Annotated in this window: 9 protein-coding genes and 1 pseudogene; 6 read left to right on the forward strand and 4 right to left on the reverse strand. The window is 73.1% G+C overall.

What is annotated here, in order from left to right:
- Window positions 1-22 precede the first annotated feature (22 nt).
- The 4 genes from smc to NAEX_RS40275 all read left to right on the forward strand — a co-directional run bounded on the left by smc (window position 23) and on the right by NAEX_RS40275 (window position 8,643).
- A complete protein-coding gene (gene smc, locus NAEX_RS40260; protein WP_096332763.1) occupies window positions 23-3,655 on the forward strand; it encodes a chromosome segregation protein SMC in 3,633 nt (1,210 codons plus the stop codon).
- A gap of 169 nt (window positions 3,656-3,824) precedes the next feature.
- The gene (locus tag NAEX_RS40265; protein ID WP_096332764.1) at window positions 3,825-4,616 is read left to right on the forward strand and encodes an SDR family oxidoreductase; all 792 of its coding nucleotides are present in this window, start codon (window positions 3,825-3,827) and stop codon (window positions 4,614-4,616) included.
- A gap of 67 nt (window positions 4,617-4,683) precedes the next feature.
- Window positions 4,684-6,777, forward strand: a complete 2,094-nt coding sequence (locus tag NAEX_RS40270) for a monovalent cation:proton antiporter family protein (protein ID WP_096332765.1) — start codon at window positions 4,684-4,686, stop codon at window positions 6,775-6,777.
- Between the two features lie 369 nt (window positions 6,778-7,146).
- Window positions 7,147-8,643 carry a citrate transporter gene (locus tag NAEX_RS40275; protein ID WP_177325927.1) on the forward strand — a complete coding sequence of 499 codons (1,497 nt, stop codon included), beginning with the start codon at window positions 7,147-7,149 and terminating at the stop codon, window positions 8,641-8,643.
- 291 nt (window positions 8,644-8,934) lie between these two features.
- Here the strand turns inward: NAEX_RS40275 and NAEX_RS40280 are convergent, their stop codons facing one another.
- Window positions 8,935-9,426 carry an alpha/beta fold hydrolase gene (locus NAEX_RS40280; protein WP_096332766.1) on the reverse strand — a complete coding sequence of 164 codons (492 nt, stop codon included), beginning with the start codon at window positions 9,424-9,426 and terminating at the stop codon, window positions 8,935-8,937.
- A 48-nt stretch (window positions 9,427-9,474) separates the two neighbouring features.
- On the opposite strand from NAEX_RS40280, the pseudogene aat reads away from it, so the two are divergent.
- A pseudogene (gene aat, locus NAEX_RS54820) lies at window positions 9,475-10,155 on the forward strand (leucyl/phenylalanyl-tRNA--protein transferase); the annotation flags it as partial.
- Window positions 10,156-10,834: 679 nt separating this feature from the next.
- Entirely contained in the window at window positions 10,835-14,218 is a 3,384-nt protein-coding gene (locus tag NAEX_RS40290) for an amidohydrolase family protein (protein ID WP_096332767.1), read from the forward strand.
- 205 nt (window positions 14,219-14,423) lie between these two features.
- Here NAEX_RS40290 and NAEX_RS40295 read toward each other — a convergent pair whose 3' ends face one another.
- The 3 genes from NAEX_RS40295 to NAEX_RS40305 are packed head-to-tail and all read right to left on the reverse strand — an operon-like array spanning window position 14,424 to window position 16,413.
- Window positions 14,424-14,771: a hypothetical protein gene (locus NAEX_RS40295; protein ID WP_096332768.1), complete on the reverse strand. Its 348-nt coding sequence runs from the start codon at window positions 14,769-14,771 to the stop codon at window positions 14,424-14,426.
- Window positions 14,772-14,809: 38 nt separating this feature from the next.
- Window positions 14,810-15,358, reverse strand: a complete 549-nt coding sequence (locus tag NAEX_RS40300) for an HAD-IA family hydrolase (protein ID WP_096332769.1) — start codon at window positions 15,356-15,358, stop codon at window positions 14,810-14,812.
- A gap of 47 nt (window positions 15,359-15,405) precedes the next feature.
- The gene (locus tag NAEX_RS40305) at window positions 15,406-16,413 is read right to left on the reverse strand and encodes a DUF294 nucleotidyltransferase-like domain-containing protein (protein WP_096332770.1); all 1,008 of its coding nucleotides are present in this window, start codon (window positions 16,411-16,413) and stop codon (window positions 15,406-15,408) included.
- Between the last annotated feature and the right edge of the window lie 57 nt (window positions 16,414-16,470).

Below are 16,470 nucleotides of genomic sequence, written 5' to 3' on the forward strand. Positions count from 1 at the left end.
GTTTTTTTGCGCGCGCCGATCGATGCGAATCAAGAAGATCGAGGTCAACGGGTTCAAGTCCTTCGCCGACCGCGAGGTCATCCACGTCGATGACCATGTGACGGCGATCCTGGGGCCCAACGGCTGCGGCAAGTCGAACGTCGTCGACGCGATGCGCTGGTGCCTCGGCGAGCAGCGGGCCAAGCACCTGCGCGGTCAGGGGATGGCCGACGTGATCTTCGCCGGCTGCTCGACGCGCGGCCCCGGCAACGCGGCCGAGGTGACGCTGACCTTCCAGAACAACGGGCAGGTCCCGGCGGCCTACCTCAACTTCGCCGAGATCGCGGTCACGCGCCGGCTGTTCCGCGACGGCACCAGCGAGTACCTCATCAACAAGGTGCCGTGCCGCCTGCGCGACATCCAGGAGCTGATGGCCGGCACCGGCGCGGGCACGCGCGGCTACTCGATCATCGAGCAGGGCCAGGTCGGCCGCATCGTCAGCTCCAAGGCCGAGGAGCGGCGCTACATCATCGACGAGGCCGCCGGCATCACCCGCTTCAAGGCGCAGAAGCAGGCCGCCGAGAAGAAGATCGAGCAGACGCAGCAGAACCTGCTGCGCGTGTCCGACGTGCTGTCGGAGCTCGAGGCGCGGGTCGGCAACCTGCGGCGGCAGGCGCAGAAGGCCGAGCGCTACAAGCGCTACCGGGCCGAGCTGCGCGACCTCGACCTGTGGATCGCCAGCCACCGCTTCCTCGAGCTCGAGGCGACGCGCCGCGTGCTCGAGGCCCGGCGCAGCGAGCTCGGCGTCCAGGTCGACGACATGCGCGCGACGCTGGCGGCCGCCGACGCGCGCGGCGAGGCCCAGCGGACCGAGCTGCTGCAGCGCGAGCAGGAGCTGCGCGCGGCCCAGACAGCGGTGTTCGACCTCGACAACCGCATCAAGCTGGCCGAGAGCGAGGGCCAGTTCCGCCGGCGCGAGCAGGAGGGCGCGCGGCAGGCGGTCACGCAGGCGCGCGCCGAGGCGGCCGCGGCCGAGCGCTCGCTGACGGCGCTGCGCGGCGAGCTCGAGCAGGTCACGACCCAGCTCGCCGAGCTGCGCGCCGGCGCCGACGAGGGCCACGCCGAGGTGGCGGCCCGCCTGCAAGAAGAGCACGACGGCCTGGCGGCGCGCCTGCGCGGCGAGGTGTCCGAGTTCGAGCGCGGGCGCGCGCAGCTGAACCGCCTGCAGCAGCGCGAGGCGACCGCGTCGGCCCAGCTGCAGGCCCGCGCCGAGGGCCTGTCCGACCTCGAGCAGCGGATCGCGGCCCTGACCCAAGAGACAGAGCTGCTCGGGATCCAGCTCGAGCGCGACCGCGCCGACCTCGAGGTGGCCGAGGCCGCCCGCGAGGCCGCGGCCGAGCGGGTCGCGGCGCTGCAGGACCGCCGCGCCGCCGGCGACCGCGAGAAGCAGGCGCTCAAGGGCCAGATCAAGGCCGCCGAGCAGGCCCACGACGCCGCCCGCGCCCAGCTGCAGCGCGTGCAGTCGCGGGTGCAGTCGCTCGAGGAGATCCAGAAGCGCTACCGCGGCTGCGCCAGCGGCGTGCAGACGGTCATCCAGAACCGCGAGGCGATCGGCGCCGAGGCCGGCGGGGCGATCCTCGGCATCCTCGCCGACCACCTGGCCGCGCCCGCCAAGTTCGAGGCGGCGCTGTCGGCGGTGCTCGGCGACCGCCTGCAGGGCGTGGTCGTCGACGGCGTGCGCGCCAGCGCGGCCGCGGTCGCGCTGCTCAAGGCCAAGCAGGAGGGCCGCACCTCGTTCCTGCCGCGCGAGTGCCGGCCGCGCCGCTCGGAGCATGGCTCCGAGGGCATGTCCGAGGAGACCGGCGCTTACGGCCCTGGCCTCGACGACATGCTCCAACGGCCAGGCGTGGTCGGTCGCCTGGTGGACGCGATCGAGGTGCCCGGCGAGCTGCGGCCGCTGGCGCGGGCGCTGCTCGGCGACACGGTGGTGGTCGAAGACCTGCCGCAGGCGCTCGAGCTGTGGCAGGCCGGGGCGACCGCGCCGCTGGTGACGCTGGCCGGCGACCGCGTCGAGCCCTCGGGGGTGGTGATCGGCGGCTCGGCCCAGGGGCTCGACTCGGCGCTGCTGCAGCAGAAGCGGGAGATCCGCGAGCTGCACGAGCAGGTGACCGCGCGCGAGGCCGAGGTCGCGGCGGCGTACGAGCAGGTCCAGGTGCTGGTCGAGCGCCAGAGCCAGCTCGAGGCCGAGCGCGAGATGAGCGAGGCGGAGCTGCTCGAGTCGGAGAAGGTCCGGCTGTCGCGCGTGCAGGAGGTCAGCCGCCTGCAGCGGGAGATCCAGCAGCTCGGCCAGCGCATCGAGCAGCTGACGCGCGAGCGGGGCAAGCTGCAGGCGTCGCTCGGCGGCCGCGAGGAGGAGCGGGCGCGCCTGACCGAGGAGCTGGCGCAGGTGCGGGAGGAGCTGCCGGGGCTGCAGCAGACGATCGTCGACGCCGAGGCGCGCATCGAGATGCTGCGCGAGCAGCAGGCGCAGGTGTCGGAGATGCTGACCGAGGCGAAGGTGGCGCTGGCGCGCTTCCAGCAGCAGCTCGGGGCGCTGACCGCCGCCGAGGCCCGCCTGTCGCGCCAGGTCGCCGCCGAGGACGAGCGCCTGCAGCGGCTCGGACAGGCGCAAGTCGAGGGCGAGGCCAAGATCGCGGCGCTCGAGGAGGCGCTGCAGGCCGCCGAGGCCGAGCGCGAGCAGCAGCTCGAGGCCCACCGCGCCGCGACCGCGACGCTGCAGGCCGCGCGCGAGGCCCACGACGCGGTCCGCCTGGCGACGGACGAGCTCGACCTGTCGGTCCGCAAGCTGCGCAACGGGCTCGACGAGCAGCGCGAGCGCCTGGCCGAGGTCGAGAGCGTGCTCAAGGAGCAGCGCATGGAGGCGCAGCACCTGTGCGCCGACATCCGCGAGCGCTTCGACGCCGAGCTCGAGCTGTCGCTGTGCGACTTCCACGACCGGCCGCTGGCCGGGCCCGACTCGGCGGCGCGCCAGCAGGAGCTCAAGCGCGTGCTGGCGCGCATGGGCGAGGTCAACCTGACGGCGATCGAGGAGTTCGAGGAGGTCTCGAGCCGCTGCGAGTACCTGTCGACGCAGAAGCGCGACCTCGAGTCGGCGATCTCCCAGCTCCAGGAGGCGATCGACAAGATCAACAAGACCACGCGCGAGCGCTTCCTCGAGACGTTCCGCGAGATCAACGAGAAGTTCCAGCAGGTGTTCCCGCGCCTGTTCAACGGCGGCCAGGCCCAGCTCAAGCTGACCGACGCCAGCGACCTGCTCGGCACCGGCGTCGAGATCCAGGCCCAGCCGCCCGGCAAGCAGGTCCGCAGCCTCGAGCTGCTGTCCGGCGGCGAGAAGGCGCTCACCGCGGTCAGCCTGATCTTCGCCATCTTCCTGATCAAGCCGAGCCCGTTCTGCCTCCTCGACGAGGTCGACGCGCCGCTCGACGAGGCCAACGTCGGCCGCTTCGGCGCGATGGTCCAGGAGATGGCGCAGAACACCCAGTTCATCATCATCACCCACAACAAGCGGACGATGGAGATCGCCGACCGCCTCTACGGGGTGACGATGGAGACCCGGGGGGTGTCCAAGCTCGTCAGCGTCAACATCAAGCGCGCAGTCGAGATGGCGGTGGCCTGAGGCCGTGTGGGTGGCCTTGAGGGCATGTCCAGACGGGCATGTTCGAACGGGCATGTTCGAACATGCATGTCTCTGAGGGCATGCGGCATCGGACATGCGTGAGCGGCTTGTGGTCAGGCTCACGGCGGCGGCGGTGCCGCGTCGGGCGGAAACCGGGCATCGTCGCGGCATGAGCATCTTTCGCGCGGACGCGCTGCAGGGACTGGTCGCCCTCGTCACCGGCGGGGGCTCGGGGATCGGGGCCGCGATCGCAGCGACGCTGGCCGAGCACGGGGCCCGGGTGGCGGTGTGCGGGCGGACGCAGGCCAAGCTCGACGCGACGGCGGAGGCGATCGCGGCGACCGGCGGCGAGGCGCTGGCGGTGGCGGCCGACGTGCGGAAGCCCGAGCAGGTCGAGGCGGCGATGCAGGCGATCGAGGCCCGCTGGGGCCGCCTCGACGTGCTGGTCAACTCGGCGGCGGGCAACTTCCTGTGCCCGGCCGCGAGCCTGTCGCCCAACGGCTTCGGCACGGTGGTGGACATCGACCTCAAGGGCACGTTCAACGCCTGCAAGGCGGCGCTGCCGCTGCTGTCGCGCGCGGGCGGGTCGATCCTCAACATCTCGGCGACGCTCCACTACGGCGGCACGCCGCTGCAGGTCCACGCGGCCAGCGCGAAGGCGGGGATCGACGCGCTCACGCGCACGCTGGCGGTCGAGTGGGGGCCGGCAGGGATCCGCGTCAACGCGATCGCGCCGGGGCCGATCGACAACACCGAGGGGATCACTCGCCTGCTTCCCCCGGAGCTGCGCACCAGGGCCGAGCGCGCGATCCCGCTGCGGCGCTTCGGCCAGCCGCGCGAGATCGCCGAGGCCGCGGTGTTCCTGGCCTCGTCCGCGAGCGCCTACACGACCGGCGCGACGCTGGTGATCGACGGCGGACACTGGCTCACCGGGATGGGCCTGATGACGCTCGGCGAGTGAGCGGGCGCGGGCGAGCCGCGGCCGGGCCCGCGCGAGCCCGCGGTTTTGCGTTATCGTGTCCGCTCGCATGAGCGCGAGCGCGAGCGCGGCTCACTACGTGCAAGAGGTCGGCGCGATCCTCGGGACCGCGGCGGTGACCAGCTTGCTGTCGCAGCGGCTGCGCCAGCCGCCGGTGCTCGGCTACCTGGTCGCCGGCATGATCCTCGGCCCGCACGTGCCGGGCATCATCATCGGCGGCGAGAGCAGCGTGAACCTGGCCCACTCGCTGTCCGAGTTCGGCGTCATCCTGCTGATGTTCACCATCGGCATCGAGTTCAGCCTGCGCAAGATCGTGAAGATCGGGCTGCCGGCGGCGCTCACGGCCGTGATCGAGGTCGGGCTGATGATCTCGCTCGGCTACATGGTCGGGCGGATCTTCGGCTGGGACTCGACCGCGAGCCTGTTCGTCGGCGCCTGCCTCGGCATCTCGTCGACGATGCTGGTGGCCAAGGCGTTCGAGGAGCAGCGCCTGCGCGGCGGCTTCGTCGAGGTCGTGTTCGCGGTGCTGGTGTTCGAGGACATGATCGCCATCCTGCTGCTGGCGATCCTCACCGGCCTGGCCTCGGGGACAGGTCTGTCGCCGGTCGACTTCGCGCTGACGGTCGGCAAGCTGCTGGCGTTCCTGCTGGCGATGCTGGCCGCGGGGCTCCTGGTGGTGCCGCGCTTCATCCGCGGGGTGGTCCGGATCGGCCGCGCCGAGACGACGCTGATCGCCGGGATCGCGGTGTGCTTCGGCATGGCGGCGTTCGCCTCGGCCTCGGGCTACTCGGTCGCGCTCGGGGCGTTCCTCGCCGGCATGCTGGTGTCGGAGTCGGGCGAGGGGCCCAAGGTCGAGCACGTGATCCAGCCGCTGCGCGACCTGTTCGCCGCGGTGTTCTTCATCTCGATCGGGATGACCATCGACCCGGTGCTGGTGGTCCAGCACTGGCTGCCGGTGGTCGTGCTGACGGCGGTGGTGGTGTCCGGCAAGGTCGTCGGCGTGTCGCTCGGCTCGTTCCTGGCCGGCAACGGGCTGCGCCGCTCGGTCCGCGCCGGGATGAGCCTGGCCCAGATCGGCGAGTTCTCGTTCATCATCGCCGGCCTCGGCCTGCAGACCGGCGCGATCCCGGAGTACATCCTGCCGATCATGGTGGCGGTGGCGATCCTGACCTCGATCACCACGCCGGTGATGGTCCGCCGCTCCGAGCGCGGCGCCGAGGCGGTCGATCGCTGGCTGCCCGACCGCCTGCAGACGTTCGTGACCTTCTACGACGCGTGGATCGAGCAGCTGCGCTCGGCGCCCCGCAGCGCGGCGGTCGGCCGCCGCGTCCGCGGGCCGCTGCTGATGTTGACCGTCGACGCGACGCTGCTGGTGGCGCTGCTCGCCGGGTCGAGCCTGGTCCACTGGCAGGCGGTCCAGGCGATGTTCCAGGCGACGCACCTGTCGCCGACGGTGATCGAGATCGGCTACGTCGGCGCGACGCTGGCGCTCGCGGGCGTGCTGTTCGTCGGCGTGCTCCGGCGCGCGGCGGCGCTGGCCCGCGCGCTGGCGGCGGTGGTGCTGCCGACCCGCGACGACGGCAAGCTCGACCTCGGCTCGGCGCCGCGGCGCGCGTTCACGGTGGCGCTCGAGCTGGCGCTGTCGCTGGTGATCGGCCTGCCGCTGGTGGCGGTGCTGCAGCCGTTCCTGCCGCTCAGCTCGGGCTTCGCCGTGTTCGCGCTGGTGGTGGCGGCGCTCGGCTACAACGTGTGGCGCAGCGTCGGCAACCTCGACGGCCACGTGCGCGCGGGCACCGAGCTGATCGTCGAGGTGCTGGCCCGCCAGGGCCAGGGAGGCACGAGCGGCCCGGCGGCGCACCAGTCGCTGGTCGAGGTGGCGCCGATGCTGCCGGGCTTCCCCGACATGACGCCGGTGACGCTGGCCGCGACGAGCCCTGCGATCGGGCAGACGCTGGCCGAGCTCAACCTGCGCGCGCGCACGGGCGCGTCGGTGCTGTCGATCAACCGCGCGTCTGCGGGCGTGGTGCTGCCCGAGGCCCACGAGCGGCTGCAAGTCGGCGACACGCTGACGCTGGCCGGCGGCCACGAGGCGATCGAACGCGCCATCGCGCTGCTGCAGCGCGGCATCGTCCTCGGCGAGTGAGGCGCGCGCGCGGCGTCGAGTTCGGTGCCAGGGGCGGGCGTCAGCGATGCGCGCGTCACCTCGGAGTCGCCGCCAGACTCGGGTGATGAAGGCGAGGCGAGCGACCTCCGAGGTTGCACGACGCGCGCCTCGATGAGGGCGGCGAAGTCGGCCCGGTGTCGCTGCGAAGCGGCTGCGGATGGGCCCGCTCGGCTCGCAGGGGCGGCTGGCGCGCCCGTACGAGCGGCAGCGTTGCGGACAGCCACGCGCGCGCGACGAGCGGCGCGGCGACGACGCTCCGCTGGGGACGTGTTGCGAGCGAGGGAGTTGTGGCTCCTAACTCCGGGGTCGAGCCGGCTCGCGGCGCGACGCGAGATCCAGGAGCCGAAAATGGACGAGGGCCGACATTCGCACATCGAGACCCGCGAGGACGCGCGCGACCCCGACGTCCCCGAGGCAGCGGGGCGCGCCAAAAGCTATGTGTTCGCGGCCGCGGTGGTCGTGGCGCTGGCGCTCGGCGCGTTCGGCAGCCAGGTGCCCGACGGGATCATGGTGCTCGGCGCGGTGCCGTTCGCGTTCGTGCTGTTCGTGCTGGTCCTCCTCGGGGTGGCGCTGTTCCACGGGCACACGTTGCAGGTCGCGCTCGGCGGGGCGCTCGTCATCACGATCTACACGGCGGTGTTCGCCCCCGGGTTCGCCTGGCCGACCGAGCAGGCGCATCCGGGCCTGTGGGGCCACCTGCTCCACGAGGGCGAGCACACGCTGCTGAACCTCGGCGGGCTGCTCCTCGGCTTCTCGCTGCTCGCGAAATTCTTCGAGCACTCGGGCGTGCCCGACAACCTCTCGCGTTTGCTGCCGCGGCGCCCGCTCCTCGGCGCGTTCACCCTGCTCGCGGTGGTGTGGGTCATCTCGTCGTTCCTCGACAACATCGCTGCGGCGATGATCGGCGGGGTGATGGCGCGCTCGGCGTTCCGCGAGAAGGTGACGGTCGGCTACGTCGCGGCGCTGGTCGCCGCGAGCAACGCGGGCGGGGCCTGGAGCGTGCTCGGCGACACGACGACGACGATGATGTGGCTCGACGGAGTGTCGCCGCTCGCCGTGCTGCGGGCGATGGTCGCCAGCGCGGTGGCGCTTGCGATCTGCGGCCTGTTCGGCGCGGTGCAGCAGACGCGCGTGCAGGCGATCGATCCCCCGACCGGCGAGACGAAGCCGATCGACCGCGTGCAGGTGATGATCGTGGTGCTGATCCTGGCGGGGGCGATCGTCGCCAACTTCCTGTTCACGGGCCCGTGGGCGGGCTTCTTCGCCGGCGGGCCGTGGTACGGGGTGTGGGCGGCGATCCTGGTCGGCTCGCTGCTGCGCCGGCCGACCTGGGGCGAGCTGCCCGGCGCGGCCAAGGGCGCGCTGTTCCTGCTGTCGCTGGTGTGGTGCGCGTCGCTGATGCCGGTGCGCGCGCTGCCTCCGGCGTCGTGGTCGACGGCGTTCGGGCTCGGCTTCGTGTCCGCGGTGTTCGACAACATCCCGCTGACGAAGCTGGCGCTCGAGCAGAGCGGCTATGACTGGGGGATCGTGGCCTTCAGCGTCGGGTTCGGCGGTTCGATGATCTGGTTCGGCTCGTCGGCCGGCGTCGCCATCTCGAAGGACTTTCCCGAGGCGCGCCACACCTGGCGTTACTTGAAGGAGGGCTGGCCGGTGGTCCTCGCGTACGTGGTGGCGTTCTTCACGATGCTGCTGGCGCTCGGGTGGTGGCCGCAGCCGAAGCGCGACGAGTCCGCGCCGGGGGTGCCGGCCGCGCAGGCGAGAGACGCGGCGACGGAGCGGGCGTCGCTTCATGCGCGAGGGGTCGCCGCCGACGCGAACGGCCCCGCGCAGCGGCGCTGGCGCTGATGCGTGGAGCGGTCGGTCGCCCGGGACCGCGCGCTGCGCCCTCGACCGAGGCCGGCACCAGCGGCAGGTCGACTGGGGCGGACGAGCGGCGTCCAAGCCATGAATCGGGAAGGGACGCGGCGTCGGCCGCTCGGTGGGCCGGGCCGGCCAGGCATCCTCGGCGGCAGGGAGGGCGAGGCCGCCGAGCGGGCGGACGCTGCGCCGGAGCGGGAGGCTCGCTGGCGTTCCAGACATGTCCCATAAGGTATGTTCGAGGGGACATGCTCTACGCGGCATGTCCCCTCGAACATGTCACTCGCGGGCGAACTCCGCGGTCGCGGCGACGAGCCGGTCGAGCGAGCGGGCGAGGACGTGGGCGTCGTCGACGAGCTCCAGGCGGACGGCAGGGTGGGCGGCGGCCCAGGCCTCGATCGCGGCGACGGGGATGAGCTCGTCGTGGCGGCCGTGGATGACGACCGTCGGGCACGGCGGCGCGAGCTCGAGGGCGTCGGCCGGGGGCTCGTGCACGATCAGCGCCGGAGCGGCGAGGACGAGGCCGCGGACGCGACCGCCGGCGCGATGGCGGAGGATCGCGCCGCAGAGGGCGGTGAGGCCGCCGTAGCTCGAGCCGACCAGGACGCAGCCGTCGTGCGCGGCGAGCTCGGGCATGAGGGCGGCGACGCGCGCGGCGAGGTTCATGCCGGTGAAGTCGGGCGCCACGAGGTCGAGCCCGGCGGCCCGCAGCGCCTGCGCCTTGCGGCCCTGCGGGCTGCCCTCGAGGCCGTGGCAGAAGACGACCTTCATGCGGCGACAGGATACGCTGCGGACCGGCCGCCGTGGTAGGCCATGACCATGCCGGTGTTCGCGCTGACGGACGAGCTGGTGTTCCCCGATCCGAGTCAGGCCGAGCCCGACGGGCTGCTCGCGCTCGGCGGCGACCTGCGACCCGAGCGGCTGCTGCTGGCCTACGCGCACGGGATCTTCCCGTGGAACAGCGAGGAGGAGCCGCTGTTGTGGTGGTCGCCGGCGCCGCGGGCAGTGCTGGTGCCGGGCGAGATCGCGGTGCCGCGCTCGCTGGCGAAGGCGATCCGCCGCCGGCCGTACCGGATCTCGCTCGACCTGTCCTTCGAGGCAGTCATCGCGGCGTGCGCCGAGACGCCGCGCCCGGGCCAGGACCGCACGTGGATCACGCCGGGGATCCGCGCGGCGTTCACCGATCTGCACCGCCGCGGGCTGGCGCACAGCGTCGAGGCCTGGGACGGGGACCGCCTGGTCGGCGGGCTGTACGGGCTGGCGCTGGGGTCGGTGTTCTGCGGCGAGAGCATGTTCGCCCGCGCCGACGACGCGTCGAAGATCGCGTTCGTGGCCCTGGTCGAGCAGCTGCGGCGCTGGGAGTTCTCGCTGATCGACTGCCAGGTCGAGACGGCCCACCTCCGCCGCTTCGGGGCGACGCCGATCGAGCGGGCGGAGTTTATGCGCCGGCTGGCAGCCGGGGTGGCGCGGGCGTGGCGAGTCGGGGTGTGGACGCTCGACGAAGAGCTGGCGGGCCGGGCCGACGGCGGACCGCCGCCGCGGAAGGTGCCGCCGCCGAAGATGTGGCGGCTGTCCCGAGAGACAGGTGGCGAGCGGCGGGGCGGGGAAGGCGGGGCGCGAAGCCGGCGCAAGCGGCGGGGCCGCGCGACCGGCGACGCCTGGGCCGCGGGAGCCGAGGTCGGTGACGGCACCGACGCTGCGGCTGGCGCGAACGACAGGCGGCGAGGGGCGGCCGAGCGCGAGGGCGCGGACGAGCTGGCGCGAGGGACAGGTGAGGCGCAGGACGCCGGGGGCGCGCGAGGGGGCGGCGCGGACGAGATGGCGCGAGGGACAGGTGAGGCGCAGGACGCCGGGGGCGGCGCGGACGAGATGGCGCGAGGGACAGGTGAGGCGCGGGACGCCGGGGGCGCGCGAGGGGGCGGCGCGGACGAGATGGCGCGAGGGACAGGTGAGGCGCGGGACGCCGCGACCGCGCGAGGGGCGGGCGGCGCTCCGGCTGCGGGTGCAGGGGTGACGAGCGAGATGTCACAAGGGACAGGTGAGACGGGCGACCGCCGCGGCGGCGAGTGAGGCGAGCGAAGGCTCCACCCGCGAGGAAGACCGCGTGCGGTCACGGGGCCATCGGCTGCGGCGGGCGTGACGCGCGTGGGCGCGCGAGGTATCATCCGCGCCCTCTCGCATGCCCCGCTCGCGCGTCGTTCGGCTCCTCGCAACTACTCTCTCTCCCGCCCTCGTGGCCTCCGTCGCCGCCGCCGGCTGCACCCCGCGCGCGGCGGCTCCCACGCCGCCGCCGGCGCATCACCCGGGCGCGCCGCCGGCGGCCCCGCCGACGGCGGGCAAGGTCGGGACCGACGGCAAGGAGGAGGCGCCGAAGTGGGACGTGAACGATCCGCCGGGCGAGGAGACCGAGGTCGCGATCGACGTCACCGAGGGCACGTGGATGAGCCTCGACGTCAGCCCCGACGGGACCGAGATCGTGTTCGACCTGCTCGGGGACCTGTACGCGCTGCCGATCGCGGGCGGCGAGGCGCGGGCGCTGACGTCGGGCATGGCGTGGGACATGCAGCCGCGCTACAGCCCCGACGGCAAGTGGATCGCGTTCACCAGCGATCGCGGCGGCGGCGACAACGTGTGGGTGATCCCGCGGGCCGGCGGCGAGGCGCGGCAGGTGACGAAGGAGGACTTCCGGCTGGTCAACTCGCCGGTCTGGTCGCCCGACGGCAACTTCATCGCGGTGCGCAAGCACTTCACCAAGCACCGCAGCCTCGGGACCGGCGAGATCTGGCTGTACCACGTGTCGGGCGGCAAGGGCCTGGCGATGACCGAGAAGCCGAACGACCAGAAGGACGTGAACGAGCCGGCGTTCTCGCCCGACGGCAAGTACGTGTACTTCAGCCAGGACACCACGCCGGGGCCTTACTTCGAGTACAACAAGGACCCGTACGCCGGCATCTACACCATCCGCCGGCTCGAGCGGGCCACCGGGCGCATCGAGGACCTGGTCGGAGGGACAGGCGGCGCGGCCCGGCCGACGCCGTCGCACGACGGCAAGTCGCTGGCGTTCGTCCGTCGCGTGGGGGCGACGCCGCAGCACCCCGGCTCGACGGCGCTGTACGTGCGCGACGTGAAGAGCGGGCAGGAGCGGCTGGTCGTCCGCGGGCTCGAGCGCGACAACCAGGAGACGTGGGCGATCCACGGGGTGTACCCGGCGATCGCGTTCACGCCCGACGACCGCGCGATCGTGTACTGGAGCGCCGGCAAGCTGCACCGCGTCGACGTCGCCAGCGGCAAGGTCAGCGACATCGCGTTTCACGTGAAGACGACGCGCAAGATCCAGCCGGCGATCCGCTACCCGGTCAAGGTGGCGCCGCCGGAATTCGCGGTGAAGATGCTGCGCTGGCCGACGGTCAGCCCCGACGGCAAGTCGGTGGTCTATCAGGCGCTCGGCAAGCTGTACGTGAAGACATTGCCGAACGGACAGCCCAAGCGGCTGACCGCGCAGGACGAACACGTCGAGCTCTACCCGACGTTCACGCGCGACGGCAAGTCGATCGTCTACACGACGTGGGACGACCAGGGCTTCGGCAGCGTCCGCGTGATGCCGGCCAAGGGCGGCAAGAGCCGGGTGCTGACGACCGAGCCCGGGCATTACGTCGAGCCGACGGTGTCGCCCGACGGGCAGACGGTGGTCTACCGCAAGGTCGCGGGCGGGTGGACGCGCTCGCCGGCGTGGTCGGCCGAGCTGGGGCTGTACGCGGTGCCGCTGCGCGGGGGGACGCCGAAGCGGATCGTCCGCGAGGGCGAGCAGCCGCACTTCGGGGCGGCCAGCGATCGGGTGTTCTACGCGCTCGACAAGGACGACAAGGTCCAGCTGTGGAGCGTGGCGCTCGACGGCACCGAGCCGTATCACCACGCGAGCAGCGAGCTGGCGACGGCGTTCGAGGTGTCGCCCGACGGGCAGTGGATCGCCTGGCAGGAGGGGTTCCAGGCCCACGTGGCGCCGTTCCCGGCGACCGGGCGCGCGGTCGACCTGGCGCCGAAGATGGAGGCGGTGCCGTCGTACAAGGTGTCGAAGGACGCGGGCAACGAGCTGCACTGGTCGGGCGACAGCAAGCGGCTGCACTGGTCGCTGGGGCCGCGGCTCTACACGCGGGCGCTCGACGAGGTGTTCGCGTTCGTGCGCGCCGACGGCAAGCTGCCCGAGGGGCCGCTGCCCGACGCGCCGGGGGTGGACATCGGGTTCACGCAGGCGACGGCGCGCCCCAGGGGGGTGGTGGCGCTGGTCGGGGCGAAGGCGATCACGATGAAGGGCGACGAGGTGATCGCGCCGGCGACGATCGTGATCCAGGACGACCGGATCCAGGCCGTCGGTCGCGAAGGACAGGTGGCGATCCCGGCCGGCGCGCGCACGATCGACCTCAAGGGGGCGACGGTGATCCCGGGGCTCGTCGACGTGCACGCGCACGGTTCGGCCGGCGAGCAGGGCATCGTGCCGGAGCAGAACTGGCACCACCTGTCGGCGCTGTCGTTCGGGGTGACGACGCTGCACGACCCGAGCAACGACACGGCGACGATCTTCGCCGCCAGCGAGCTGCAGAAGGCGGGGCTCATCGCCGCGCCGCGGATCTTCTCGACCGGGACGATCCTCTACGGGGCGCTGGCGCCGTTCAAGGCGCAGATCGACTCGCTCGACGACGCCCGCTCGCACCTGCGGCGGATGAAGGCGGTCGGGGCGTTCTCGGTCAAGAGCTACAACCAGCCGCGCCGCGAGCAGCGGCAGCAGGTGCTGGCGGCGGCGCGCGAGCTCGAGATGATGGTGGTGCCCGAGGGCGGCGCGCTCTACCACCACAACATGACGATGGTGGCCGACGGCCATACGGGGGTCGAACACGCGGTGCCGGTGGCGACGCTCTACGCCGACGCGCTGCAGCTGTGGGGCGGGACGAAGGTCGGCTACACGCCGACGCTCGGGGTCGCCTACGGCGGGCTCGGCGGCGAGAACTACTGGTACGCGACCACCGACGTGTGGAAGAACGCGGCGCTGACCCGGTTCGTGCCGCAGCACGCGTTCGCCGGCGCTGCCTACCGCCGGGTGACCGCGTCGGAGGGCGACTGGAACCACGTGCGCGCGGCCCAGACGGCCAAGAAGCTGCTCGACGCCGGCGTCGGCGTGAACATCGGCGCGCACGGCCAGCGCGAGGGCCTGGCGGCGCACTGGGAGGTGTGGATGCTGGCCCAGGGCGGGATGACCCCGCACGAGGCGCTGCGCGCGGGCACGCTGAACGGGGCCCGCTACCTCGGCCTCGACGCCGACATCGGCTCGATCGAGCCCGGCAAGCTGGCCGACCTGGCGGTGCTGGCCAAGGACCCGCTGGCGGAGATCCGCAACACCGACTCGGTGACGCACGTGATCGTCGGCGGCCGCGTGTTCGAGGCGGCGACCATGCGCGAGCTCGGCGGGCTCGGGTACGTGCCGCAGCCGCTGTACTGGCTGGCCGCGGAGGGGCAGGCGAGCACGGCGGCGCCGCCGAAGCACGCGCGCTGCGATCACGGCGAGCCGTGAGCGCGGGAGCGCGACGGCTCCGGAGAGCTGACCGAGGGGACATGTTCCCGAGGACAGCTCAAACGACGGCGCTCGCGCTGGGACCGGGTTGGGTCTCAGCGCCTCGCGGCGGCGAGGCGAAGGATCTGCCGTCGCCCTGCGGAGGTGCCCAAGGACATGTCCTTCCGGACACCTCTGGATGTCCTTCAGGACATGTCCCGCGCCGCTAGTCCCACTCGCACACGCGGTGCTTGCACTTCTGGCCGGCGGCGCAGTCGGCGGCGGTGCTGCAGGCGTAGAAGCAGCGGTTGTGCTCGCACAGGAGGCCGGCGGGGCACTCGGGGTCGGAGTCGCACTCGAAGGTACACATGCCGCCGTCGCACTCTTTCTTGTCGCAGCAGTGGCCCGAGCTGCACTCGTCGTCGTCGTCGCAGAAGGCACCGATCCCGCCGGGGCAGTTGGGGTCGAAGCGGCAGTCGCCGCCGGGCGGGCCCGGGGGGCCGCAGGTGGCGCTCAGCAAGGCGCCGATGGAGAGGCCGAGGAGGGTGCGCAGCCAGCCGGGCGATCGGTGCATGCGGGGAGGATCGACGGGGGCGAGGGTGCCGTCAACGGTCAGGGCAGCGGCCCGCGGGCCCCGGCGAGGGCGGCGAAGAGACGGGCCTCCAGATCGGCGCCCGGGAGGGCCCACACGCCGATGAGACCCGCCGCACGCGCGGCCACGACGTTGTCGAGCTGATCGTCGACGACGACGACCGCCGGAGCGAGGCCGCGGAGGTGCGACCAGAACCGCGGGTCGGGCTTGGCGACCCCGAGCTCGCCGCTGCAGAGCCAGTGATCGACGAGGCCGGACCCGCCGAGCTGCTCGCGGACGACGGCCAGCCAGGCGCGGGCGAAGTTGGTGGCGAGGGCGATCCGGTGGCCCCGCGCGCGCAGGCGCGAGACGAGCGCGAGCCGGTCTGTCCGCAGGCGCAGGCAGGCGCGGTAGGCGGCCGCGGCGGCGGGATCCCAGAAGTCGGCCTCCTCGATGGCGCCGGCCCGCAGCCGGTGCCAGCGCTCGCGGTCGGGGGCGCCGTCGATCTCCCGCCAGGACGGCTCGGCGAGCACGCCGATCAGGTCGAAGGCGACGAGCGGCAGGTCGGGCGGGGGTGTCGAATCGGACATGGGCGTGAAGACATGTCCCTCAGGACATGGACTTGGAGACCTGCGCTTCAGAGCAGGCCGTAGCGGACGAGGTGATCGGGGGACCGCTGCCACAGGTGGCCGACGACGGCGGTGGCGGCCTCGTCGAAGCGCTCGGCGCCGGCGCGCAGGCGGCGGAACACCGGCGAGGCCTCGCGGAGGTCGTAGGCGAGGAGGTCGAGGGCGCGGCGCGTGTCGGGCTCGGCGAGGGCGGCCAGGAAGGCGTCGTAGGCGTTGACGAGGCCGGCGCACAGGTGGAGGCCGCCGAGCGGGCGCAGGGCGTCGGCGACGCGCAAGAGCGGCGGGCGGGGCAGCTGCTCGGCGAGCCAGCCGTCGCGGGCCTCGTCGGGGAGCAGGGCGGCGCGGCAGAACACGGCGAGGTTGGCGAGGTGCCACAGCTTGCGCGAGTGCCGGAGCTTGAAGTAGCGGACGGCCCAGTGCTTGCCGGCGTTCTCGACCTTGAACCGGTAGTCGACGCAGATCGTGCGGTAGTAGCGGTGGAGGTCGTTGCTCAGGGAGGTGAGGTAGCGGCCGCGGGTGATCGCGCCGGCCGTGTAGGCGCCGAACACCTGCTCGACGATGGCGGCGGCGTCGGCGGCGTTGGCCAGCCAGGCGCCCTCGGTGAGCAGGAGGGCGCGGTAGGTCAGGTGGTCGTTGGAGTCGTCGCGGCCGCCGATGTCGCCGAGCAGATCGTCGAGGGCCACGGCGCTGTGGAAGGTCTTGTCGGCGACGTCGAGGCCGCGCGCGCGCAGGGCCGCGGCGACGGTGTCGCGCGCGCGGTGGGCGTCGGCCGGGTCGAGCGCGCCGCGGCGGTAGACGACGGCCAGGTCGAGGTCGCTGAGGGCGCTCGACTCGTGACGGCCGAGCGAGCCGAGCGCGAAGGCGGCGCAGCCGGCCGGGACGGCGCCGACGAGCGCGCGCCGCAGCTCGGCGAGGCGGGCGTGCGAGCCGGCCGCCGCCGCGAGCACGTGAGCCGCGTCGGCGGCGGACAGTCCGAGCTCGGTCAACAGCGGCGAATAGTCGACCGGGCCGCGCATGTCAGGTCCTCCTCGGCCGCCGGGGTGCCTGTCCGATAGAACATGTCATGACGGTCA

Origin of the sequence: Nannocystis exedens (assembly GCF_002343915.1) — a bacterium.
Lineage (GTDB): Bacteria > Myxococcota_A > Polyangia > Nannocystales > Nannocystaceae > Nannocystis > Nannocystis exedens.

Bases quoted from the DNA above. Each gene is read 5' to 3' on its own strand.
- smc (WP_096332763.1), top strand. From the start codon at position 23: ATGCGAATCAAGAAGATCGAGGTCAACGGGTTCAAGTCCTTCGCCGAC.
- NAEX_RS40265 (WP_096332764.1), top strand. From the start codon at position 3,825: ATGAGCATCTTTCGCGCGGACGCGCTGCAGGGACTGGTCGCCCTCGTC.
- NAEX_RS40270 (WP_096332765.1), top strand. From the start codon at position 4,684: ATGAGCGCGAGCGCGAGCGCGGCTCACTACGTGCAAGAGGTCGGCGCG.
- NAEX_RS40275 (WP_177325927.1), top strand. From the start codon at position 7,147: ATGGACGAGGGCCGACATTCGCACATCGAGACCCGCGAGGACGCGCGC.
- NAEX_RS40280 (WP_096332766.1), bottom strand. From the start codon at position 9,426: ATGAAGGTCGTCTTCTGCCACGGCCTCGAGGGCAGCCCGCAGGGCCGC.
- NAEX_RS40290 (WP_096332767.1), top strand. From the start codon at position 10,835: ATGCCCCGCTCGCGCGTCGTTCGGCTCCTCGCAACTACTCTCTCTCCC.
- NAEX_RS40295 (WP_096332768.1), bottom strand. From the start codon at position 14,771: ATGCACCGATCGCCCGGCTGGCTGCGCACCCTCCTCGGCCTCTCCATC.
- NAEX_RS40300 (WP_096332769.1), bottom strand. From the start codon at position 15,358: ATGTCCGATTCGACACCCCCGCCCGACCTGCCGCTCGTCGCCTTCGAC.
- NAEX_RS40305 (WP_096332770.1), bottom strand. From the start codon at position 16,413: ATGCGCGGCCCGGTCGACTATTCGCCGCTGTTGACCGAGCTCGGACTG.